The 22,759-nt window shown below is 43.6% G+C and carries 18 protein-coding genes; 9 read left to right on the top strand and 9 right to left on the bottom strand.

All coding sequences use genetic code 11. The features are described from left to right. Positions 1-251: 251 nt before the first annotated feature. Entirely contained in the window at positions 252-1,484 is a 1,233-nt protein-coding gene (locus LZG71_RS10545; protein ID WP_233820193.1) for a PAS domain-containing sensor histidine kinase, read from the top strand. Positions 1,485-1,531: 47 nt separating this feature from the next. Then, positions 1,532-2,596 carry a response regulator gene (locus tag LZG71_RS10540; RefSeq protein WP_255712879.1) on the top strand — a complete coding sequence of 355 codons (1,065 nt, stop codon included), beginning with the start codon at positions 1,532-1,534 and terminating at the stop codon, positions 2,594-2,596. Here LZG71_RS10540 and LZG71_RS10535 read toward each other — a convergent pair. Both LZG71_RS10535 and LZG71_RS10530 read right to left on the bottom strand, forming a co-directional pair. Continuing rightward, positions 2,593-3,225 carry a response regulator transcription factor gene (locus LZG71_RS10535; RefSeq protein WP_233820191.1) on the bottom strand — a complete coding sequence of 211 codons (633 nt, stop codon included), beginning with the start codon at positions 3,223-3,225 and terminating at the stop codon, positions 2,593-2,595. The two genes, LZG71_RS10540 and LZG71_RS10535, sit on opposite strands and share 4 nt — an antisense overlap. A 249-nt stretch (positions 3,226-3,474) precedes the next feature. After that, positions 3,475-3,876: a hypothetical protein gene (locus LZG71_RS10530; protein ID WP_233820190.1), complete on the bottom strand. Its 402-nt coding sequence runs from the start codon at positions 3,874-3,876 to the stop codon at positions 3,475-3,477. Between the two features lie 539 nt (positions 3,877-4,415). On the opposite strand from LZG71_RS10530, the gene LZG71_RS10525 reads away from it, so the two are divergent. Both LZG71_RS10525 and LZG71_RS10520 read left to right on the top strand, forming a co-directional pair. Then, positions 4,416-8,423, top strand: coding sequence for a fibronectin type III domain-containing protein (locus LZG71_RS10525; protein ID WP_233820189.1), 4,008 nt, complete (start codon positions 4,416-4,418; stop codon positions 8,421-8,423). A gap of 772 nt (positions 8,424-9,195) precedes the next feature. Next, entirely contained in the window at positions 9,196-9,738 is a 543-nt protein-coding gene (locus LZG71_RS10520; protein WP_233820184.1) for a DUF6252 family protein, read from the top strand. A gap of 73 nt (positions 9,739-9,811) precedes the next feature. Here the strand turns inward: LZG71_RS10520 and lpxB are convergent, their stop codons facing one another. Further along, a complete protein-coding gene (gene lpxB / locus LZG71_RS10515) occupies positions 9,812-10,954 on the bottom strand; it encodes a lipid-A-disaccharide synthase (RefSeq protein ID WP_233820182.1) in 1,143 nt (380 codons plus the stop codon). A 53-nt stretch (positions 10,955-11,007) separates the two neighbouring features. Then, complete coding sequence (locus LZG71_RS10510; protein ID WP_233820180.1) at positions 11,008-11,427, bottom strand: 6-carboxytetrahydropterin synthase; 420 nt, start codon at positions 11,425-11,427, stop codon at positions 11,008-11,010. A gap of 178 nt (positions 11,428-11,605) precedes the next feature. Here LZG71_RS10510 and rfaD point away from each other — a divergent pair, with 178 nt between their 5' ends. The 3 genes from rfaD to LZG71_RS10495 all read left to right on the top strand — a co-directional run bounded on the left by rfaD (position 11,606) and on the right by LZG71_RS10495 (position 16,543). Continuing rightward, positions 11,606-12,571: an ADP-glyceromanno-heptose 6-epimerase gene (rfaD, locus tag LZG71_RS10505; protein ID WP_233820178.1), complete on the top strand. Its 966-nt coding sequence runs from the start codon at positions 11,606-11,608 to the stop codon at positions 12,569-12,571. Positions 12,572-12,720: 149 nt separating this feature from the next. Then, positions 12,721-14,172: a Fe-S cluster assembly protein SufB gene (gene sufB, locus LZG71_RS10500; RefSeq protein WP_233820176.1), complete on the top strand. Its 1,452-nt coding sequence runs from the start codon at positions 12,721-12,723 to the stop codon at positions 14,170-14,172. Positions 14,173-14,278: 106 nt separating this feature from the next. Beyond that, the gene (locus tag LZG71_RS10495) at positions 14,279-16,543 is read left to right on the top strand and encodes a cation:proton antiporter (RefSeq protein WP_233820175.1); all 2,265 of its coding nucleotides are present in this window, start codon (positions 14,279-14,281) and stop codon (positions 16,541-16,543) included. Positions 16,544-16,545: 2 nt separating this feature from the next. On the opposite strand, the gene LZG71_RS10490 is transcribed toward LZG71_RS10495, so the two are convergent. Further along, entirely contained in the window at positions 16,546-17,469 is a 924-nt protein-coding gene (locus LZG71_RS10490) for a 1-aminocyclopropane-1-carboxylate deaminase/D-cysteine desulfhydrase (RefSeq protein WP_233820173.1), read from the bottom strand. Between the two features lie 89 nt (positions 17,470-17,558). On the opposite strand from LZG71_RS10490, the gene LZG71_RS10485 reads away from it, so the two are divergent. Next, complete coding sequence (locus tag LZG71_RS10485) at positions 17,559-18,590, top strand: RluA family pseudouridine synthase (RefSeq protein WP_233820172.1); 1,032 nt, start codon at positions 17,559-17,561, stop codon at positions 18,588-18,590. Between the two features lie 51 nt (positions 18,591-18,641). Beyond that, the gene (locus LZG71_RS10480) at positions 18,642-19,085 is read left to right on the top strand and encodes a GNAT family N-acetyltransferase (RefSeq protein ID WP_233820171.1); all 444 of its coding nucleotides are present in this window, start codon (positions 18,642-18,644) and stop codon (positions 19,083-19,085) included. A 52-nt stretch (positions 19,086-19,137) separates the two neighbouring features. On the opposite strand, the gene trmD is transcribed toward LZG71_RS10480, so the two are convergent. The 4 genes from trmD to LZG71_RS10460 all read right to left on the bottom strand — a co-directional run bounded on the left by trmD (position 19,138) and on the right by LZG71_RS10460 (position 22,758). After that, the gene (gene trmD, locus LZG71_RS10475) at positions 19,138-19,812 is read right to left on the bottom strand and encodes a tRNA (guanosine(37)-N1)-methyltransferase TrmD (protein WP_233820504.1); all 675 of its coding nucleotides are present in this window, start codon (positions 19,810-19,812) and stop codon (positions 19,138-19,140) included. After that, positions 19,802-20,368: a ribosome maturation factor RimM gene (rimM, locus tag LZG71_RS10470; RefSeq protein WP_233820170.1), complete on the bottom strand. Its 567-nt coding sequence runs from the start codon at positions 20,366-20,368 to the stop codon at positions 19,802-19,804. Before rimM ends, trmD begins: the two co-directional genes overlap by 11 nt. A gap of 90 nt (positions 20,369-20,458) precedes the next feature. Further along, complete coding sequence (locus tag LZG71_RS10465; RefSeq protein ID WP_233820162.1) at positions 20,459-21,094, bottom strand: 30S ribosomal protein S16; 636 nt, start codon at positions 21,092-21,094, stop codon at positions 20,459-20,461. Positions 21,095-21,252: 158 nt separating this feature from the next. Continuing rightward, on the bottom strand, positions 21,253-22,758 hold the full coding sequence (locus LZG71_RS10460; RefSeq protein ID WP_233820160.1) for an OmpA family protein: 1,506 nt from the start codon (positions 22,756-22,758) through the stop codon (positions 21,253-21,255). Position 22,759 lies beyond the last annotated feature (1 nt).

Below are 22,759 nucleotides of genomic sequence, written 5' to 3'. Positions count from 1 at the left end.
CTGGCAATCAGCTTTTAGCGATTAGCTATTTAAAGACTTGTATTTCAATTGGTTTTAAAAAATAACCGAAACTAATTTCGCTCAAACACTTAGAACAAAATACATAGTAGAAAACCTGACGACGGTTTCATCTTAACAATCAATTAGTTACAAACAAATCCAACTTCCAGTACCATTCTAAACCTTGTTCTCCTCACCTATCTCCTGTACCTTGTATGTTCGATGAAGATATTTTAATACATACAAAGGTGATGACACGGCATATTGAAATGCTAGATGCCCTCTTCAAACACGCAACGGAAGGAATTGTTGTGGTGAATAAAGGCGGGGAGATAGTAATGATGAATCCGAAGGCACGAGAACTATTCGGGTACAGCGACATGGAATTGGTTGGTAAAAAAATTGAAACACTGATACCGCAACGGTTTAGCAAACATCATGTTTCGTATCGTGACGAATACCTTGAAGCTCCAAGAGCGCGTGGTATGGGACACCTTATGGATCTTTTTGCCAGGCGCTATGACGGGAGTGAATTTCCGGTTGAGGTAAGTCTGAGTCCTTTCAAAACCAGTGATGGCGAATTTGTTGTAAGTTTTGTCATAGACATCACAGAGCGGAAGAAACAGGAGAATCGCATAATAGAGGCAAATCTTGAAATTCAAAAACTGAATGCCGAATTGGAAGAACGTGTAAATTTGCGTACCCAGGAATTGGCAGCGGCGGTACGCAAAGTGGAAGAATCGCAGGAGGAAGTGATACGAGCATTGAAAAAGGAGCGTGAGCTGAACAACATGAAAAGCCAGTTTGTAACCATAGCATCTCACGAATTCCGAACGCCATTGGCTACAATTTTATCATCAGCGTCACTGATAGGCAGATATGCCAAAACAGAGGAAGAGGAAAAACGGCAGAAACATGTGCTCCGCATTAAGTCCGCCGTTACCAACCTCACCGAGATTCTCAACGATTTCCTTTCCATTGGTAAACTGGAAGAAGGTCGTGTACAAAGCATTCCTGTTTCGGTGGAACTGGAAGAATTCAGTTCGGGCTTGATAGAAGAGATAAAAGGGTTGTGCAAAGAAGGCCAGCAAATCAAATTTCAATACACAGGTATATCTGATGTGTGGCTCGATAAGCAACTTTTGCGTAACGTACTTTTTAACCTGCTTTCCAATGCCATCAAATATTCCGATGCCGGAAAATCAATCCATTTCAATATTACATCGGATCAGGAATTAGTAGCCATAGAGATTCGGGATGAAGGGATCGGAATTCCCGGTGCGGATCAGGCGCATATATTTGAGCGCTTTTTCAGAGCACACAATGCAGGAAATGCGCAGGGTACAGGGCTGGGACTCAATATCGTGCAAAATTACATTGACCTGATGGGCGGCAAGGTGTCGTTTACCAGTGAAGTCGGCGTGGGCAGTACTTTTTCCATCGTTTTGCCCAATCACCTTCCGGAACATATTAAGAATGACTGATATTTAAAAAAAGTATCTACACTAACGACATCATAACAGATAACACATTGGAAACCAAGAAAATACTTTTGATTGAAGATAACCCGGAAATGCGGGAGAATACAGCGGAAATTCTGGAACTGGCCAATTATGAAGTAGTTACAGCCCGGAATGGTAAAGAAGGCGTTCTACTTGCCGGCCAGTCAGAGCCCGACCTGATCATCTGCGATATCATGATGCCGGAACTGGATGGTTATGGTGTATTGCATATGTTGGGAAAAGATGAAAAAACATCCAATATTCCTTTCGTTTTCCTAACAGCAAAAGCCGAAAAAGACGATTATAGAAAAGGAATGACCATGGGTGCAGACGACTACCTGACAAAACCTTACGATGATGTAGAACTTCTGAACGCAGTTGAGATAAGGCTCAAAAAGAGTGAGCGACTGAAACGTCATTTCGATCGTTCTGCGGATGGCCTCGATCAGTTTATTAAGGAGGCAAAGTCTTTCGATCTTATCGCCAAACTTGCCGAAGACAAGAAGATTAAAACCCTTCGTAAAAAGGAGACTATATATACCGAAGGAAGTTATCCATCCAATGTATTTTTCCTGCAAAGCGGAAAAGTAAAAGCCTACAAATCAAACGACAACGGAAAAGAGTATATCACAGACCTATACAAGGAGGGAGATTTTTTCGGATATCTGGATCTGTTACAAGGCGAAGCGTACCAGGAAACGGCCATATCGCTCGAAAAATCGGAAGTTGCCATGATACCCAAAGATGATTTTTTCAATCTTTTACAGGGTAACCGCGAGGTGGCTTCCAAATTCATTAAAATGCTGAGTAACGAAATTAAAGATCGGGAAGAGCGCCTTCTTCAACTTGCCTACAATTCGGTTCGAAAACGGGTCGCTCAGGCTTTGGTGATGCTTGTACAACGCTATCAGGACGACAGATCCAAACCTTTTTCCATGTCAATAACCCGGGAAGATATAGCATCTATGGTAGGGACAGCGACAGAAACCGTGATACGGACTTTGTCAGATTTCAAAGACAAAAAGCTCGTGGATATGAAGGGCAGCCTGATTACGGTGTTGGAATATGAGAAACTGGTAAGAATGCGGAATTAGAGAATGCATTCTACTTTCAGTATGTTTTCGAATTCTGATATGGAGCTGATCCTCAATTTGTCAAGTATTCTGGATTTGTGAAACGAAATAGTCGAGATGTGTACGTCAAAAATGGCCGCGATTACCTCGAAAGACTTTCCCTTTCTGAGGTGCATCAAAATATCGAATTCTTGTGTATCCAGCGTATGCAAACGGTCATTTTTACGAGAATAGAGTGCCTCACTAGCTACGTATTCCAACATTACCGGACTAATATATACTTTCCCGGCCTGAGTTCGTCGGATGGCTTGTATCATCTCCTGATAATTGTCCTGTTCCAAAAGGCAATACCCTTTTACACCACTGGTAAGATACCGCCTCACAATAGCATATTCCATATTAAATGAGAAAGTAATCAACTGTAAATCAGGATAATTTTTCCGTACATGAAGCACAAAAGCGAGTGTTTTGGTATCGGATACTTCCAGGTCGAGCAGCAAAAAGTCAAATCCGGCTGCAAGCTTTTCCAGCGCGTCCTGTCCGTTTTCCACCTGGACTACGGTAAAGTCCTGAAAACTATTTTCCTTTAAAATCAGGACAATTCTGTCATAAACATCATGTTTATCACCAACCAATAACATTTTGAGCATAATTGATATCTCGGTATCGAATGCAGGATTACCAGAGTATCCAAATTAATTGGATGTTTCCCGGAATTATAGATCTCAAAAATATAACAATTTTCATCAAATAACACCTATATAGAATAATCTCTATAATTTACAGAATATTCTAGTTTGATTTTTTGACTGATTGTCGCATATCGGAGATATCAAATCTGCCTGTCCTCTACTCAAACTGGCTTTCGAAATGGAGAAAGTTGTCAGCTCAGTTCCAACTTATTTCAGATACGAAACCATAAGCCGCCCGGCTCTTTCAGAGGCTCCTTCCCTTCCTACTAATTGATGCCTGAGAATACCCCACCTGAACATCATTTTCTTTCCATCAACACCTTTTTCAAACATTGGGCTCAGTGGTTCCCAGAAATGTAGCGGTATAACGATCAGGTACACGACGAAAAGTGAGGTGGACTCTTTCAAATAATGATCTATACGGTCTTCCACAGAATTATACCTGAAGAGTTCAATTCTCTTTTGAGTATGGATCAGATAATTTTCAAAAAGTGAGATCATAAGGCTGGCAGTCGTACTGTTATAATCTCTTATTAAACAATATTGCTGGAATGAGATGGCATAAGCCCAGGTACTTTCCAAGGTCTCAAGCCCAACAGAAGAGGGCATTTGCATCGAAACGTGAAGAAGATTCCCATAGTCAGGCTAATTGCAATGGCGGACGAAAGAACATGGTAGCTGAATGGTATTTCGTTGTAGCTTCCAAATCAAGCCGCCACAAACGTCTGTATGAGGACTAATTTTATTTCATAAAAACAATATAACCGGGTCGCCGGTGCGATGACGCCCAAAATGCTTGTCAGGAGCGGAGTCGAAATCCGATACACTATATTATTTATTATTAATCAATCATTTATAAAATCGTCAATGGTAGCTTATTCGCCCGCAGCCTGCGCACGCCGGACGAGTGCTCACTGTATGGCGCCGGTCAGGAACTGATAAAGCTGTAAAAAGTGTCACAATTAACAAATTTCATTCAACAGGAAACTTTTGAACCCCTAAAAAGATACAAAAGGTACCCCTCTGCCATACTGATTGATTCTAAATTTGTCCAAGAAATTTTTGGATAAAAGAAAGATATTAGCCTACGCATATCATTATCCAGGGAAATTCCTGCAATTGTTTAAGTGTATAAATGAAATTTACTTATGAAAAAAACGATTACCAGACAGACATTCCTATCATTTGACGGGCTCAACCACCGGTCTTTTGTCCTGAGTTTAATGCTGATTTTCTGGACTTTTGGTCCGGGTTTTTCACAGACTTCCGAAGTTCATACGTTCAAAAATGTGCGCATGGGCGCTGGTGGATTGGTATCGGGCGTTGAGTATAGTCCGGCAGAGCAAAACCTGGTTTATGCCCGGACCGACGTGGGCGGCGCATACCGCTGGAACCAGGCCTCGCAGGAATGGATACCTATTACGGATTTTATGGGAAACAATACGGCCGACGATATGGGCGTATTGAGCATCGCGCCTGATCCAGGCGATGCCAATAAAGTGTACATCTTAACGGGTCTATACACACAATCATGGGGCGGTACGGGGGCCGTTTACGCTTCGTCTGATAAGGGAAACACCTGGACGCGAAGTCCGCTAGGTATCAAAATCGGAGGTAACGAAAACGGACGCACTATGGGGGAACGGTTGCAGGTGGACCCTAACCTGGGCAGTACGTTGTTTCTTGGATCCAGTACCGACGGGTTATGGAAAAGCGTAAATTCCGGTTCCACCTGGACCAAAGTCAACAGCTTCCCGGTGACTTCCTCTGCCATCGCATCCGGTGGAATTTCGTTTGTGCTTTTTGATAAAACCAGTGGCAGTGCAGGCTCAGCCAGCCAGACCATTTATGTCGGCGTAGCAGTTACCGGCAGTCCTAATCTTTACCGCTCAACCGACGGCGGCGAAAGCTGGTCGCTCGTTGCAGGGGCTACTACGGAGTACATGCCTCATCATGCCACACTGGCTTCCAATGGCACTTTATACATTGCTTACGCGAATGGAGCCGGTCCAAATGGGGCTACGGCCGGCGCAGTTTTAAAATATGCCACAGGATCAGGTACCTGGACGGAAATTACGCCGAGCCCGCATACAGATCAGGGTGGCTACGGCGGAATCAGCGTTTCTGCGGGTAATCCGGATGTGCTTGTGGTTAGTACCCTCGACAGATGGGCTCCCCGAGACGAAATTTACAGGAGTACCGATGGCGGTGCAACCTGGCAAACACGCCTGAACGGCGCCGGATACACCTATACGGATGCACCTTTTGGCGCAGCTTCCACTCCTCACTGGATCGGTGATGTGGACATAGACCCTTTCAATGAAAACAATGCGTGGTTTATTACAGGGTATGGTGTTTTCAATTCGGGTAATGTCGCAGCCGCTGTCCCCACATGGGATTTCAAGGTGAAGGGTATCGAAGAAACCGTTGTGCTTGAACTGGCAAGTCCGGCTTCCGGTCCGCTGCTCGTGAGCGCGATAGGTGATATTGACGGTTTCCGGCATGAAACCAACCTGGACGAGTCCCCGACCTCCGGACGACTGTCTCCACATTATGGCACCAATACGTCCATTGCATACGCCGAGAATGTTGCCGGTAAAATGGTACGGGTCCATACCAATGTTTCAGGCAATTACGGCGCTTATTCAAACGATGGTGGAGTAAACTGGACCGCATTCGGCGGCTTCCCCGCAGGAACAACGGGTGCTGGGAACATAGCGATCTCTTCCGACGGCAATACGCTGGTTTGGCAGCCTGCTAATGCTGCTGCATTCTACTCCACCAATAACGGAACTTCCTGGACTGCTGTGTCGGGACTTCCGGCAGGTATCAAGCCTGTGGCCGACCGTGTGAACCCCGCTACGTTTTACGGTTACGATGCCGGTGAAGGAAAAATTTACCGCAGTACAGACAGCGGGGCAACTTTCTCAGTGGCCTCCTCCGGGCTTCCCACTGCATTCAGCTGGGAATTATGGAAAACAGGCATCAAAGCGGTACCAGGCATCGAGGGAGAGCTCTGGATTTGCAACACGGTCGGATTATATTATTCCACAGATGGCGGCGCGAACTATACACAAGTAGCCGGTATAAACAGTGCTTCCAAGGTTGGTTTCGGCAAAGCGCCCAACGGCAGCAACCATCCCGCGGTTTACATCGCAGGTTTTTGGGGAGGAGTTTACGGGTTTTACCGCTCCACCAACATGGGTGCATCCTGGGTGCGTATCAACGATTCCGATCATCAGTATGGCGGTATCAATGATATCACGGGCGATCCCAATACGTACGGCAGGGTTTATCTGGCCACCAATTGCCGCGGTGTGGTTTACGCGACGACTACAGTTGCGCAAACAGGTGGCGACAGCGAGGCTCCTTCTACGCCCGTAAACCTATCGGCAGCGAGCATAACGCAGACGAGTTTTGTATTATCCTGGGCCGGTTCAACCGATAACGTTGGTGTCACCGGGTACAATGTTTACAGAAACGGGGTGAAAATTGCTGAAACGGCTGCTACTAACTATGCCGTATCCGGGCTTTCGGGCAATACCATTTACAATCTGACTGTGAAAGCGAAAGATGCCGCCGGGAACACCTCTGATTTCAGCGTATCGTTGGCAGTCACAACAAGCAATGCCGCAACGCCGGACCTGGTTTTATACGATGAAGCAATCCTCGCGGGATGGAACGACTGGAATTCCTGGGCCGGCGTGAAGGATGCAGCAAGTACTGCTCCCGTCAAGGTGGGCACCAAAGCATATAAGGTAAGCTATACCGGCGCGTGGCAGGGTTTCAGATTGGCTGCAACTAATGCCGCCGATGCACAATCGACAATAACTTATCCGGAAGGTATTGGTTTTTGGGCCTACGCCGAGGGCAGCAGCGCAGTACAATTGAGTGTACTGACTACCAATGCCTCCGATGTGGAAAGTACTCCCAAACCCATCTCGGTTACGGCCGGAGCGTGGACCTACTTCAAGATCCCATGGGCGGATCTGGGTAACCCTGGTCAGGTTAAATCGGTGTTATTTCGGGAAACGGGAGGCGCAGGAGGGGTTGATGTGAACTTCGATGGTATCAAATTACTGGCTGAAATCCCTCCGATTACGGTGAATCCCGACAAGATAATATATGCAGATGCGCTCCAAACAGGATGGCAGAACTGGTCTTATGCGGTAACGCAGGAGGCAAGCAGCACCACTCAGGTGAAGGTGGGAGCTAATTCGCTGAAGGTGACGTCCACCGAAACCTGGGGAGCACTTAGTTTTTACAACAGTTCGGCTCTTGATATCAGCAGCTACAAAGGTGGAATTTCATTCTGGGTGTTCGGAGAAACGGCGTCGGAAGGTACTACCATCAAACTGCGTGTTTATACAGAAAGTACGGGTGACGGCGTGCCTGCCAGCAGCGTGAAGCAGATCGAAGTGCCTTTGAATGTATGGACAAAAGTGGTGATACCGTGGTCGGAATTAGCGCTGAACTCCGCCGCCCGCATTGGCTCAGAAAACGCCCGGACTATGGCGGATTTGGCCCAAAGAATTACCATCCAAAATGGCAGCAGCGCGGTAGGGCAAGTATTCTATATCGACCAGCTCCAATTGTCGGGGGAAGTTCCCGATCCGCTCCCAGTCCGGCTGGTCCGGTTTGATGCGGCGCAGGATAGCGACGCCATAACCTTGTCGTGGACTACTGCCAGTGAAAGCGGATCTGCCGGTTTCGAAGTGGAGGCCGCGTCGGATGCAACGCACTGGAATACCATCGGATTTGTTGCTTCTGCTGGCAGTGAAGGCAATAGTGCGGGTGTGCTACATTACAATTTCAGGGATAACAACCCGATCGCCGGTCTTAATTACTACCGGTTAAAACAAATCGACCTGAACGGGGACAATGAGTACAGCCGTATCGAAAACGTTCATTTTTCAATGAAAAAACTGCTTGTCGTTTATCCCAACCCGGTTGTCGATGAAGTGACTATTTCGTTTCCGGATTGGAGCCAGGTGGTGGATATGCGGGCTGTCGATCCCTCTGGAAAAGTGATATTCACCAGTGTTTTAAAAACAAACAAGCTTGATATGAAAACGTATCCCGAGGGACAATATCTGTTGCAGTTCAGGCTGAAAAATGGTGAGTCTGTCATCAGTAAAATCGTGAAAGTTCATTAATTGTAGTTGGGATAGAAGTTAGCAAAACCCTGCAAATCATTTATTTGTGGGGTTTTTGTTTTTTAGTGTCCCCTGCCTCGCCACGACTTTGAGGTTGAGGCAGACCAGATTCAAAATTCAGCTCGCTTAACGTCTCTCTTGAACAACAAGATAGGCAACCAGTACGGGTTAACCCGCTAAACGCGATTTACAATCGAGGTTGAATGGATCAGCGTTTGCAACGCCTTAATATTAACGCTACAAACACTGGACAGAAACCGCCCAATTTTCAAATAAGGGCGAATGGATTCTCTCTAAATAATCATTGCTTCTCCATCAATACCTTTTTCAAACATTTACAAAATGTAGGCTCAGTGGTTCCCAGAAATGTAGCGGTATAACGATCAGGTACACGACGAAAAGTGAGGTGGACTCTTTCACTTAATGATATTTTTCCCTAGGGAAAAGCCGTGGTTTGATCCCTATGGTTGAAAACGAATCCAATTCACGAATTACCTGATAAAGCTCCTGAACAGTTTTATTGTTTTTCATTTTGCTGATGAAGTAAATTACTAACCATTAGCAATTTACGAAATTTTGTTATTCTGCAACAAGTCAAAATATTGTCGTAGAACAACCTAAAATCTTGTCCTACGACAAGATACAACACCGCAGGACAGTGCTAACTTGCTTATGTTTAAAAAACCATTGAACTAAATCAACTACCGTATGAAACCGCCGTAGAACAAGCAAATTTTAAAACGAATGTTTTTCATCCAAAACAACAAAACCAATGAAAAATGTAAACCTATACATCACAGCGTTAGCAGTTCTGATCCTCTTTTGGGGCTGCGACAAAGGCCCTGAACTTACACCCATTTCCCAGGAGGGAAAGAATACTTTCTCCTGCAAGGTGAATGGGAAGGTGTGGATACCGGATGGAACGGGAGATATTTTTGTTAATATCAAACCTATCTATGGGGTATATTACTATAATTCATTGATTGATACTATTTATGTAAACATTGAGACCAATTCCTCTTCTGGTGAACAGGTGCAGTTGTTTCTTAGAACGTTTGATGTTGGTGTCCACATGTTAGATGATGATACACAAGTTACAGGATCTTCGTTTTACCCTAAAAACTATGGCTTTTATTCCTTTAAACATAAGAATTACATTACATCCAAAGAACACACTGGATCAATAACGATCTCTAAATCAAACATTTCTTCTGGAATTCTTTCTGGCACTTTTGAGTTCACGGCTACATCTGCTACCGGAGAATCAGTTCATATTACGGAAGGAAGATTCGATCTTAATCACAAAACACTCTAACCTAAATCAATCGAAATCATGGAAAAAATTTATAGCCTATTTTACAATCAAATAGTTCCCCTTGGTTTCTAAGCTAGAGCCGATTTACACTTTTATCTCCCCTGCTCTCTTTCAGATACGAAACCATCAGCCCCCCAGCTCTTTCCGAGGCTCCTTCCCTTCCTACGAGCTCTTGTAATTTGGCATAATCACTCAGTTGAACAGACCTTTTCGGGCCGCCGGGAAGAATAGAAGCCAGTTCCTCTCTGATATTTTTTTCATTTAATTCGTCCTGTATCAGCTCACGCACCACTTCTTTGTCCATAATTAAATTCACCAGAGAGATGAAACGAACCCGGATCAACCGTTTTGCAATGGCATAAGAGAAGCCACTGGTTTTGTAACAGACTACTTCAGGCACATTCAACAGCGCGGTTTCGAGGGTTGCTGTCCCTGACGTAACCAATGCAGCATCGGCAATGGACAAAAGATCATAAGTAGATTCATAAACGATTACAGCTTTGCCCGCTGTAACATATTTGTTGTACAAGGAAGCAGGCAAATTTTTTACTCCTGCTATCACAAACTGATGAGCCGAAAAATGAGGCTGCACGGCAAGCATCAGATCCAGCATTCCAATAATTTCCTGTTTCCGGCTGCCGGGCAGCAAGGCAATGACGGGTTTATCGGTCAACAGATTATTCTTCTTTTTGAATTCAGGATCCGGTTTGAATGCCGCAATAGCATCCATCAAAGGGTTTCCGACATAGTCGACGTTGTAATCGTACTTTTTGTAAAAATCAATTTCAAAAGGAAAGATTACGAACATGCGGTCTACATTCTCCTTAATTTTCAAGGCTCTTTTCTGGTTCCAGGCCCACACCTTGGGTGATATGTAATAGAAAACTTTCAGACCTTTCTTTTTGGCAAAAGATGCAATACGAAGATTAAAACCAGGGTAATCTATCAGAATGATGACATCCGGCTGGTATTCAAGAATATCACTTTTACACTTTTTCAAAAATCCTGAAATCTTATGCAGATTGAGCGCCACTTCCAGAAACCCCATGAAGGCAGTGTCTTTGTAATGTGTTACCAGCTCCATTCCTTCTGCCTGCATCATGTCTCCACCCCACCCACGGAAGACCGCATCCGGATCGTTTTCCTTAATACCTTTTAGCAAATTTGCTCCATGAAGATCTCCGGAACGCTCGCCGGCAATGAGGTAGTATTTCATATTTCAGCAATTAGCTGTTGGCACTTAGCTACTAGCCTCATGCTTTGTAACATTTACTCTCCGTAATACTCCACGAAGTTTTTAGGAGTTTCTATCAGTTTGATATAATGCAGATTGGCATTGGGAGCCACTTCTGAAATAGCAGGCGCGAGAATCTTCCAGATTTCCATCACAAATATTTCACAGGACGCCATCTTGCCCGACATGAAATCCACGTCCAGATTCAGGTTTTTATGATCTACCTTATCCACAACCTTTTGTTTGATAATATCGCCCAGCACTTTAAGGTCTATCACAAAACCTGTATCAGCGTCGGGTTTGCCTTTTACGGTAACAATTAATTCAAAATTATGCCCATGCCAGTTGTTGTTGGCACATGGGCCAAAGACCTCCTGATTTTTTTCATCTGACCAGGCAGGATTAAAAAGCCTGTGGGCAGCGTTGAAATGCTCTTTTCTTGTTACGTAAATCATAAAACTTTCCTCTCTCTAAATAAATAGGGTACAAAATTACATCTTGTATCCGTAGTTTTGCAGATAAACAGGCGGATAACTAAAAAAAATCCTATTTGTCTGAAAAAGTAAGAGTAGATACGCAAGTTTCAACGCTCTTATTTAGCATTCTTTTTACAGATCAAACCAGTAATCACCCATGATTATCGTAACAGGTGCAGCCGGATTCATTGGCAGCGGACTTATCAGTAAGCTTAACCAGGATGGCTTTACAAATATCATTGCCGTAGACGATTTTTCTAAAATCGAAAAAGCAGAAAATCTCGAAGGAAAAACAATCAAGGAAAGAGTAGAGCGGGATTCACTTTTCTCCTGGATCGACCAAAATAACCGGGATCTCGAATTCATTTTCCACATAGGTGCAAGAACCGATACTACGGAATTTGACAAAGAAATTTTCGACAAACTGAACGTAAACTATTCTAAAGACATCTGGAACAAATGCGTTGAATACCAGATTCCTTTGGTTTACGCATCTTCGGCTGCAACCTACGGACTTGGTGAACATGGGTACGACGACGACGAAACGACGCTTTCTCAATTAAAACCACTGAACCCATACGGTGATTCGAAAAACGAATTTGATATCTGGGCATTGCAGCAGGAGAAAAAGCCTTTGTTTTGGGCAGGATTGAAATTCTTCAACGTCTATGGACCAAACGAATATCACAAAGGCCGCATGGCTTCGGTGATTATGCATGCTTACAATCAGATCAAAGCAACGGACAAAATGAAACTGTTCCGCTCCCACAATCCCGACTTTAAGGACGGTGAACAAATGCGTGATTTTATATACGTGAAAGACCTTATTGACGTATGTATTTTCCTGATGCATCATCGCAAAAATTCAGGTATCTACAATCTGGGAAGCGGTCAGGCACGTACTTTCAAAGATCTGGTGATCAATACTTTTGTATCTATGGACAAAACTCCTGACATCTCATTTATTGATACGCCAGCCGATATCCGTGACAAATATCAGTATTTCACCGAGGCCAATATGAGCAAATTAAGATCGATCGGTTACGACAAGCCATTTCATACACTGGAAGAAGGTGTGGCTGATTATGTAAAGAATTATCTGTCGACAGGAGCGTATTTATAATCGTTTTAAGATACCCCGTGCCCACAAACTTATGATCTGCGTCATAAATTTGTGGGCTTTTTTATGTATTTTTGGCCCTCTCAATAAACTCAATCCCGTTTCTGTGTGTTACACTCACAACGAGGATGTAGCGTGATAATAATAAGACTATGAACAAAGAAGATGAATTGTTGGAGGAGATCACCAGTTCGGAATACAAATACGGCTTTGTAACTGATATTGAGGCGGATGAAGCTCCTGTTGGGCTTGATGAAAGCACAATACGGTTTATATCTGCCAAAAAGAATGAACCGGAATGGATGCTTGAGTGGCGTTTGAAAGCTTTTGCGATGTGGCAAAAAATGGTAGAGCCAAAATGGCCTAATGTTTTTTATCCAAAGATTGATTTTCAGGCAATCAAATATTACTCGGCACCGAAAAAGAAAAAACAAGTTGACAGTCTGGATGATATTGATCCGGAATTGCGTGATACATTCGAGCGTCTTGGAATTTCTTTAAACGAACAAAAAAGGCTTTCGGGCGTTCCGGTTGCCGTGGATGCTGTAATGGATTCGGAATCCGTTTTTACAACTTTCAAAGAGTCTCTGAGAGAAAAAGGAATTATTTTTTGCTCCATCAGTGAGGCGATCAGAGAGCATCCTGAGCTTGTTAAAAAATACCTTGGATCGGTAGTTCCTCCGAAAGACAACTATTACGCCGCGTTGAACTCCGCTGTTTTTTCTGATGGTTCGTTCGTATACATTCCTAAAGGTGTTCGTTGCCCGATGGAGTTATCTACCTACTTCCGTATCAACGCAGCCGGAACGGGTCAGTTCGAACGTACACTGATCATAGGTGATGCAGATAGCCACGTAAGTTATCTGGAAGGATGCACAGCGCCAATGCGCGATGAAAATCAGCTTCATGCTGCGGTAGTAGAGATATTCGCGCATGAAAATGCCAATGTAAAGTACTCAACCGTTCAGAACTGGTATCCTGGTGACAAGGACGGAAAAGGTGGGATATACAATTTTGTAACCAAAAGAGGTCTTTGTGACGGAGCAGGTTCTAAAATTTCCTGGACTCAAGTTGAAACAGGTTCAGCCATTACCTGGAAATACCCATCCGTTATCCTGAAAGGCGATAATTCGATAGGTGAATTCTATTCCGTGGCTGTGACCAACAATATGCAGCAGGCCGATACAGGTACCAAAATGATCCATATAGGAAAGAATACAAGAAGCCGTATTGTTTCAAAAGGAATCTCTGCCGGAAAGAGTCAGAATTCTTACCGTGGATTGGTTCAGGTTTTCAAAAAAGCTGAAAAAGCACGTAACTTCTCCCAATGTGATTCCCTGTTGCTTGGCGACAGATGTGGCGCTCACACCTTCCCATATATCGAAGTGAACAATCCTTCGGCAATGGTTGAGCACGAGGCAACGACTTCAAAAATTGGAGAGGACATCCTTTTCTATTGCAATCAAAGAGGTATTCCTACGGAACAGGCCGTTGCTCTGATCGTAAATGGATACGCCAAAGAAGTGTTAAATCAACTCCCGATGGAATTTGCTGTGGAAGCACAAAAACTATTGGAAATCAGCCTTGAAGGAAGTGTAGGTTAATATTAGCTTATCTGAATTTTCAAGTCTAATACAAAAGGCCTTTGATTTATCAGAGGCTTTTTGTATTTTATTGCTTCCCGAAGTGTAATACAACAGCATATAGTACATGACCCACGTTCCGCAACTCATTGTTGACTTGTCGTTAATACTCACAATGGCGGGTATTATCACGCTGATATTTAAAAAACTCAAGCAACCCATTGTTTTAGGATACATACTCGCCGGATTGCTCGTAGGACCCAACTTCCACCTTTTTCCAACCATAACCGATATCAAAACGATCGAAATATGGGCGGAGATAGGAGTCATATTCCTGTTGTTCAATCTTGGTCTCGAGTTTAGTTTTAAAAAGCTGATGAAGGTTGGGAATACGGCAGCTATCACGGGGCTTTTCGAAGTTTCTCTCATGCTTGTAACAGGTTTCACCACAGGTCAGTTACTTGGGTGGAGTAAAATCGACAGCCTATTTCTTGGCGGGATCATTGCCATCTCCTCCACTACTATCATTTTCAGAGCCTTTGATGAGCTTGGCTTAAAAACGCAACAGTTCACGCGCGTGGTTTTAGGAATTCTCGTAATTGAAGACCTTACAGCAGTCTTACTTATGGTATTACTGTCAACCCTGTCCATCAGTCAGCAATTTGCAGGAATGGAGCTTTTTGAATCTATTCTAAAGTTATTTTTCTTTTTGATCATATGGTTTTTGGGTGGAATCTTTATTTTCCCGACGCTTCTGCGTCGTTACCGGAAGCTTATGAATGACGAAAGCGTGCTAATCACTTCCGTTGCACTTTGCTTTGGAATGGTATTTCTTGTTACAAAGGCGGGCTTTTCAGCAGCTTTGGGGGCCTTTATTATGGGATCTATCCTTGCAGAGACAACACATGCAGAAAAAATTGAACATCTTCTAAAACCGCTCAAAGACCTGTTTGGGGCGGTATTCTTTATATCCGTTGGGATGCTTATTAATCCGAGTCTTCTTTTAGAATATGCGATACCTACAGCCATATTGGTTTTGGTGGTAATTCTTGGGAAAACCACTTTTGTGACCATCGGGGCCGTTATATCGGGTCAACCATTAAAAAATTCTTTACAGTCGGGCATGAGTCTTTCACAAATAGGTGAGTTCTCATTCATTATCGCAAACCTTGGGCTGTCGCTTCACGTTACGAGTAATTTTCTATATCCAATTGCTGTCGGTGTTTCGGTGATTACTACGTTCACCACTCCTTACATGATGAAACTATCTGATCCACTCTACAATTGGCTTGACAGGGTTTTACCAATAAAACTACGTAGTTATCTGAATCGATATAGTTCCACCACCGGCAATATTACCCGAACTACGCAGTGGCAGCAGATTTTGAAATCATACGCCCAAACGGTCATACTTAATTCAGTTGTTGTAATTGGTATCATTTTACTGTCTTCCAAGCAATTGGCTGACATACTTCATGCGCGTATTCCCGAAAACTATGTTACCAATTCCGTTCTGTTTTTCATTACATTCCTCCTGATAGCACCGTTTTTATGGGCACTCATTTTTAAAAGATCAAACCGGAAAGCCTACTCTTCTATCTGGTTAAGCAGAAAATACAGCCGGGGGCCATTACTTGTCCTGGAACTCTCCCGGGTTCTGGTTGCTTTGCTGCTGATGGTATTCCTGCTAAGCCAGTTTTACAGTACACCGGAAGCGCTGGCTATTGCCGGTGGCATCATGATTCTGGCGTTTGCCATTTTTTACCAGAGATTACAATTATTCTATCAGAAAATTGAAGAACGATTTCTTCAAAATCTCAATGCACGCCAGTTGGAAGGAAGTGGAAAGTCCAGAAAGCTCCTTTTGCCCTGGGAAGCGCACTTTGCCTTTTTGGAAGTGAGTGCAGATTCCAATCTGATTGGCAAAACTTTACAGGAGCTCAAAATCAGAGAGAATTTCGGCATCAACGTAGTTTTGATTGAACGCGGCAGCAAAACCATTCAGCTGCCCAAGCCAAGCGAAGTATTATATCCCTGCGACCGTATTGAAGTAATTGGCACCGATGCACAGTTGGATGCATTTAGAGGACATGTTGAAATTAGCGTAAATGGTGACACTTACATTGCTCCTCCCGAAACCATCGTTTTGGAAAGGATTCAAATTAAAAACGAATACAATATTCGTGGCAAAAGTATTCGGGAAAGCAAAATACGCGAAAATACCCATGGTATGATCGTTGGGCTTGAACGCAATGGCGAACGAATTCTGAATCCCGATTCTTTTATGATTATAGAAAATGATGATGTACTGTGGATCGCCGGCGAGAAAGAATTGATTAAAGAATATGTTAATCAAAAATCTACTGGTACCGGTGAAGCTGAAAAAAAATAGAGTTATGTGCCTGATTGGTTGTCAGTCATTTTCTGAACCAACAGGCCTTGCAGCCCGCCAGTGTGAACAGCAACGACCGTATCTCCTGGCTTGAAAAAGTCCTTTGCCATAAGGTCATAAAGACCGTACATCATTTTAGCTGTATACACCTGTTCCAATTGAATGCCATGTCGGGCGTAAAAGTCAGCCATGAAGCTGAGCAGCTCGGGTGTCCATTTCGCATATCCTCCAAAGTGGTATTGTGTTAATAACTGCAAGTTGCCCGGGTTTTCACTTGTGGCAAGCAGCTCTGAAATATCATCGGCTAAAAAACCTCCTCCTTTCAGAGCAGAAAAAGCCAACACGTTACTTCCAGTCGATAATATTCCGGCGGCCGTTCCACCGGTACCTGCTGCGGTTGCATAATAAGCAGGTCTAAAACCGAGCTGGGATTGTGTTTCCGTTGCCATCTCCCCCACTCCGTTGAGCGCAAGTCCTGTTGTTCCTCCTTCCGGAATGAGGTAAGGCATTTTAAACTTTTTGGAAATTTCATTCAAATATTCCGCCTCATTACGCCGCTTATACTCCTGCCGGGAAATAAAATGCAAATCCATATTCTGTTCCCGGCAGAATAGCAAAGTTGGTGTAAGTTCAGACTCAAAATCTTCTCCTCTAACGATGCCAATTGTTTTAAAACCGAGTGCATTTCCTGCTGCCGCTGTGGCGTACAAGTGATTGGAATAAGCTCCGCCAAACGTCAGTAAAGTTGCATGATTTCCGGCAATAGCATCTGCCAGATTATATTTCAGTTTCCTCCATTTATTTCCCGAAACAGTGGGGTGTATGAGATCATCCCGTTTTATATATAATCTTATTCCAGCCCGGCGAATTTCATCGTCAGACAGTAACTGCAAAGGTGTAGGCAGGAAAGGAACCAGTTTATCCACTTAATTTGATAATTTTGTGCTTTGTAGAATGAAGTTTTCTTGACTGAGAAACAGCTTCATCCTTAATTTCATTTGCCCCATATCTTAGCATGTCAGAACACGACCTGGAAATAACCTCCGAAGAAGACGATCTTTTCGAACATTACCGCATAGTTGCCGATAAAGGCCAAAGTCTCATGAGGCTGGACAAATACCTGAGTCTTCATGTAGCAAATGCTTCACGCACAAAAATACAAAACGGAATTGATGCAGAAGCAGTAAAAGTGAACGGGCAGGTTACCAAGGCAAGCTATAAGGTGAAACCACTCGATGTTGTTACGCTCTCCCTGCCACAGCCACCACGGGATACCGAAATCATTCCAGAGAATATTCCATTAGATATCATTTATGAAGACGATGTTCTATTACTCGTAAACAAGCCAACCGGCATGGTTGTCCATCCGGCATTTGGAAACTGGACAGGAACCCTGATTAATGCTTTGGTTTACCATTTTCAAAATTTACCTGTGGGCAGAAATGGAGAAGGAAGGCCCGGACTTGTTCACCGCATCGATAAAGATACATCAGGATTACTGGTTATTGCCAAAACCGAATTTGCGATGACGTTTCTTGCCAAACAGTTTTCAGATCATACCATAGAGCGGACATACAACGCGCTCATATGGGGAGAGCCAAAAGAATGGAAAGGCACCATTACTGGTCACATCGGCAGAAGTGCACGGGATCGCAGGGTGATGGATATATTCGAAGACGGCTCCCAAGGCAAACATGCGGTTACACATTACGAAATAATCAAGCCTCTACGATATGTCTCACTCATAAAGTGTAATCTTGAAACAGGACGTACACACCAGATACGTGCTCACATGCAGCACATTGGTCACTCTATTTTTAATGATACCGTTTATGGTGGTGACAAGATATTGAGAGGTGGATCATCGGGAAGTTACAAAGCCATGGTGGACCACTGTTTTGCCATGTTACCGGGTCAGGCGCTTCATGCCAAATCGCTCGGTTTCATTCATCCAACAACCCGCGAATGGATGCAGTTCGACACAGAATTACCTGCTAATTTCCAGGCAATTCTGGAAAAATGGGGCAATTATGTGCAACATCAATAGTGAAAAATTGTATATTGTAACCAGTAAGAATTTAAAGCTTAAACCACTGTTATGAACGTTTCAACCCGCCAAGGAACCGTAAATGATATACCTGCAATTTATGAGCTAATCAAAGAACTTGCCATTTATGAACGGGCACTTGATCAGGTAACCAATAATGTTGAGAAGCTTACGCGAGACTATAACGAGAAGCTTTTTGACTTTTTCGTCGCAGAAGTTGATTCCAAAATTATCGGTCTTTCCTTGTTTTATTTCCGTTACTCAACCTGGAAAGGGAAGCGGCTCTATATGGAAGATATTATCGTGACGGAAGACATGCGCGGCAATGGAGTTGGAAAGGTACTTTTTGACGCGACAGTTGGAGCTGCAAAAGAAACAGGCTGTACAGGCATGATGTGGCAGGTGTTAGACTGGAACACCTCCGCTGTTGGCTTTTATCGCAAATACGGAACCAACTTCGATAACGAGTGGATTAACTGCAATCTTGATTTTTGATCATCATATAAAACCCCGGCCCGGTACAATACCTGAGTCGGGGTTTCTTCTTTTATCCTAACAGATCAGGGCGACGCTCCCGGGTCCTTTTCACCGACTGCGTATACCTCCACTCTTCAATTTTCGCTTCGTGCCCTGACATCAGAATCTCAGGCACCACGTTTCCTTCAAAATCGGCAGGCCTTGAATAAACCGGTGGAGCCAGTAAATTGTCCTGAAACGAATCGGTAAGTGCAGAGGTCTCATCGTTCAATACACCGGGCAAAAGTCTGATAATAGAATCAGCCAATACGGCAGCAGCCAATTCTCCACCCGAAAGTACGTAATCTCCTATACTGATTTCTTTCGTAATGAACATATCTCTTACCCGCTGGTCCACACCTTTGTAATGTCCGCAAAGCATGATCAGATTTCCTTTCAGAGAAAGTTGATTCACCATTTTCTGCTCCATGAGCTCACCGTCAGGTGTAAGATAGATAACCTCATCATAATCCCGCTCTGCCTGTAAAGAGCGAATGCAACGCGCTATGGGCTCAATTTGCAACACCATTCCTGCCCCACCACCAAAAGCATAATCGTCGATGGTACGGTGCTTGTTAACGGAGAAGTCGCGGATGTCGTGCAAAACTACTTCCACAAATCCTCCCTGCTGTGCACGTTTGAGAATGGAGTGTGCAAAAAAGCTTTCCAACAAATTGGGCACACAACTTATGATATCAATCCGCATCATCGGGTATGTTTTGGTCGTCCGAATCATTATCCAGATATACTTCCAGCAATCCTTCCGGCAGATTCACGAATAGCTTTTTATTTTCTTTATCGGCTTTAAGAACGATATCTTCAGCTGTTGGAATAAGAACTTCCACATTCTGGTAATCCATGGCGATCAGGTCTTGTCCGTTCAGTGAATATACTTCCCGCACAATGCCCAGCTCACCTTTGGTTTCATCCACAACAGTGAAGCCCTTTATTTCGTGGTAGTAGAACTCCTCACCGTCCAGCTCGTCGAGCTCATCCAGCGAAAGAAACAAAGAGCTGCCTACCAATGCCTGCGCTTTCTCTATTGTATCCACATCCTCAAAGGTAACAATGGCATTGCCCTGCTTCTGAAGATTGAAATTACTAATAAAGTAAGGAACCAATTCGCCTTTCAACTGAACGTATACCGAGTCCAGATCTTCGTAATCATCCGGGTAGTCTACATCCAGAAAAATAACCACATTGCCACTGGTGCCATGCGTGCGAACAATGTAACCAAGTAAGTAACAATTATCCTGTGTCACTGTTTTGTATTTAAAGTTTTAAATGACCTTAAATAAATATGAGTCTGTACGGAAAACCGACAGACTCATATTTATTAGGTTAAAGCTATATTATTCAGCCTTTTCCGCTTCGTCAGCAGCAGGAGCAGCTTCTTCTGCAGGTGCAGCTTCAGCAACAGTTTCCTCAGCAACAGCAGCAGTTTCTTCCGCAGCCACCTCTTCGGTAGCAGCAGCTTCTTCAGCTACAACTTCTTCAGTAACTTCTTCTTCTACCACCTCAGGAGCCGGAGGTGCATTTTTGATAGCAATAGCTTCAGCACGTGCAGTGTTAACTTTACGTTCTGCTTCAAGTCTTGCGTTTCTATCAGCTTCTAATTTCTGAGACAATGAATCAGCAGCTGTTGCCTTACGGCCAGTTTTAGATTCTTTCCACTCTTCAAAACGAGCATCTGCCACATCCTGAGTAATAGCGCCTTTAATCACACCAATCTGAAGGTGTTTTTTCAGCATTACTCCTTCATGTTGCAGGATTGAACGTGCTGTATCCGTTGGCTGAGCTCCTTTAAGCAACCAGTCAACAGCTTTATCCGCTTCCAAAACGATGAAAGCAGGGTTTGAACCTGGGTTGTAGCTACCCAATTTTTCGATGAAGCGACCATCACGTGGTGCTCTGGCATCTGCGACTACGATATCATAAATCGCTTTTTTCTTGCGTCCACGACGCGCTAACCTAATTTTTACTGCCATTATTGAATTTGTTATGATCGGGAACTCGTCCCTAAATTAAACAGGGTGCAAAGGTAGGGATAATTGTTAATAGATTAGTGACTTATAGTCAACGATTTTCATAAAAAAAGGGAAACCAGTTTCCTGATTTCCCTCTCTGTATGTTTTAACTGAACTTCTTATTTTCTGAAACCAGCAGGGTAAGAAGAACGAATTGTGTTTTGAGGCAAGATTTTGATCTCAACACGACGGTTAGACTGCAAACCTTCAACTGTTGTATTTTCCGCAACCGGGCGATACTCACCATAGTATTCATTAAGGATACGACTTGGCTCTTTAAGACCAGCACGGATCAGGAACCTTTTTGCTGCATCAACACGACGACGAGAAAGTGCTACGTTGTAGTTGTCAGAAGCACGTGCATCGGTGTGACCAACCAATACGATACGGCAGTTGGGACGCAGGTTAAGAAGTTCAACAACTTTGCTAAGTGTTTCTTTCGAAGCATTACGTATGATAGCCTTGTCTGTATCAAACTCGATGTTACTGAACAACGCTTCACACTCGTCTTTCGGTAAGTTGTTTTTGATAGCATCACGAATGATTTTATCAAGATCCATTGCAACTCCACCACCTGATACTACACTTCCTGCTGGTGTGTTGGGCTCTTTGTCGAAAAGGTCAGCAACACCATCACCATCTGTATCTGTATACAATCTTGGATCAACAGGCTTCGGCATATTTGCTTTTGCGATAGAATCCGCATCATCCATAGTCGGGTTGTAAGGAACTGGGATCAAAGATTGTGGATTTGCCCAACGCAAGTGGTAACGACCACTTCCTGCATCGTACTTACCATCCTTAGCTCTTACTGCGTTTTTACCCAATTTGTAGGTCAAAGCAATAGAAGCCATTCCCCATCCGTCTTTTTTAGAATCTCCTTTTTGGAATGACCAAAGACCATACTGAGACTCATAGTCTGTAATGCTACCAACAGTTGCATCCATTTTCTCGGTATTAACATAGGTGTACGTAAAGTCAGCACCGATGTCAAAACGTGGAGTCAGTTCGTAATGAACAGAAAGACCTGCCGGAATAGCCCACTCACGAGTGTAAGTAGATCCGTTTCGTTCCCAAGTACCAGCAGTTTTAGAACTACCGCCCGTGTTTGTCTTAATGGGCCAATCAACTCCAGTTTCAGTATTAATTGCGTGCAAATCAGTATGGAAATAAATAATACCAGCACCTAAATGTGCATCTACTTTCCATCTGCGCATTTTTTTGTACCCCAAAAGCAAACGGTTCACGTTCACTGTTCCATCCAAAGTAACTTGGACAAATGAGGGGCTATTAAACGTTACATCATAAGTCTTTTTCGAAAAATCGCTTATGTATCCCATTTTTGAGCCACGAAGCTGTCCATTAAAACCTGTCAATTGAACCCCAAAAATAGGAGACAACTGCTTGTTGATTGAAAGACCCCAGCCACCTGTTAGTTTTTCTTCTGGTCCGAGTTTGAAATCATAGGTTTTGATATCTCCAAAAAATTTAGTGATACCGCCGTATCCTGTGATTGACCAGGTATTCATTTTATTGGGGCCGTCATAGGTGCGGTTTTGAGCGGAGGTGTCAAAGCTCGAAAGGAACAAACAAACTAAAGCAACGTAAAGATTCTTTTTCTTCATG

It is taken from the genome of Dyadobacter sp. CY312 (assembly GCF_021390535.1).
GTDB lineage: Bacteria > Bacteroidota > Bacteroidia > Cytophagales > Spirosomataceae > Dyadobacter.
The sequence above is the reverse complement of the archived record's forward strand: the minus strand, read 5'-3'. Positions and strand labels throughout refer to the sequence as shown.